Source organism: Brevundimonas sp. CURTG3B2_SDJG (genome assembly GCF_057364705.1).
Genome location: NZ_JBNFOJ010000434.1, coordinates 1 through 1738, shown reverse-complemented (window position 1 = coordinate 1738; position 1738 = coordinate 1). Strand labels below are relative to the sequence as shown.

Here is a 1738-nt window from a genome sequence, read left to right as displayed (position 1 = left end):
CGGACAAGGGGTTGCTGGGCGGCATGCTGGGGCTGCCGACTTCCGACTGGGGCGAGGCGCCCGAGGCCGCGCCGCCCGCGCGGGCCGACTGGCGGGACGCCGGGTCGGTCGAGCATGTCTTCACCCATTTCGCCCTGACCCTGGAGGTGAAGGTCGGGGACGGCGGCGGCGATTTCGTCTGGGCTCCGCCGCAGGAGGCGTTGCAGGCCCTGCCGACCGTCTTCCGAAAGGCGCTCGAGCGCGGGCTGGGCGGGTCGTGATCTCCGCCCAAGCGTTGATCGTCGCCGAGGCCGGCGAGGCGTCTTCGTTCGCGGGGCCTAGCCCAGGGTCCGCACCGCCACCCGTCCGCTGCGTCGGCCGGGCACGACGGCCGTGTGAGCGCCCATTTGCTGGAAGGCGATGTCGACCCGGCCCTCCCCGACCTGAAGGCCGGTGATGTTCAGGCGGTCGATGCCGGCCGGCAGGACCGGATCGTCGATCTCCACCACCCCCTGGACCGCGTCCACGCTCACCCCTAGGGCCGCCTGCAGCATCAGGAAGACCGATCCCGCCGCCCAGGCCTGGGGCAGGCAGGCGACCGGATAGGCGATCGGGGGCTCGCCGGGGGTGCGTTCGAAGCCGCAGAACAGCTCGGGCAGGCGCAGGTGGAAATGGGCGGCGGCGGCGTAGATCTCGCCCAGCAGAAGGGCCACCGCGCGGCGCTCGCCGTAGCGGGCCATGCCGGCGGCGGCCATGGCGGTGTCGTGCGGCCAGACCGAACCGTCGTGATAGCTCATGGGATTGAAGCGCGCCTGGCCGGTGGCCAGCGTCCGGATGCCCCAGCCCGAGCGGAACTCGGCCGAAAGCATGCGCTTGGCCACCCGTCGGGCCCGCTCCGCCGACGGAAGGCCGGTGAACAGCAGGTGACCCGCGTTGGACGCGATCGCCCGGCACTGGGCGCCGTCCCCGTCCAGCGCGATGGCGTAGAAGCCCTCCTCCTCCATCCAGAACCGGTCCTCGACCAGCGCCCGGGTGGCCTCGGCCCGGGCCGCCCATTCCGACCGGCGGTCGTCGCCCAGCGTCTGGGCCAGGTCGGCCATCGCCTGCCACGCCGCGAAGGCGTAGCCCTGCACCTCCAGCAGGGCGACGGGACCCTTGGGGAAGCGCCCGTCGGCGTGGAAGATGGAATCCTCGGAGTCCTTCCAGCCCTGATTGGACAGGCCCGTCTCGGCCCCGCGCTGGTAGCTGATCAGGCCGTTCCGCTGGATGTCGCCATGGTCGGTCATCCAGCGGGTCGCCGCGATCAGGTTCGGCCACAGCGCCCGGATGGTGTCGAAATCCCCGGTCCGGCGGGCGTACGCTCCCGCGAGGGCGACGAACAGGCAGGTGGTGTCGACCCCGCCGTAGTAGAGGCCGAACGGCACCTCGCCGAGCGCGCTCATCTCGCCGCCGCGGGTCTCGTGCATGATCTTGCCGGGCGCGGAGTCCTGGAAGGCGGAGACTTCGGTCGCCTGCCGCGCCGCCAGATAGGTCAGCACCCCCTTGGCCAGCGAGGGATCCAGCCACAGCATCTGCCAGGCGGTGATGATCCCGTCGCGCCCGAAGGGGGTCGAGAACCAGGGGGTGCCGGCGTAGGGATAGGGGCCGGTCGGCAGGTCGGTGGTCAGAAGGGCCACGTCGGCCCGGCTCTGGTCCAGCCAGTCGTTGAACCGGGGGCTGCGGGGACCGCGCAGCGACGCCCCGCGGCGCCGCCGCCGGC

At 72.6% G+C, this 1738-nt stretch carries 2 protein-coding genes; one reads left to right on the top strand and one right to left on the bottom strand.

The window, feature by feature from the left end; genetic code table 11:
* Positions 1-260: NUDIX domain-containing protein (locus AC2W7C_RS17510; RefSeq protein ID WP_486002511.1), on the top strand; the 260-nt coding region annotated here is incomplete at its 5' end.
* A gap of 57 nt (positions 261-317) precedes the next feature.
* Here the strand turns inward: AC2W7C_RS17510 and AC2W7C_RS17505 are convergent.
* The coding region (locus AC2W7C_RS17505; protein ID WP_486002510.1) for an amylo-alpha-1,6-glucosidase at positions 318-1738 on the bottom strand (1421 nt) is incomplete at its 5' end.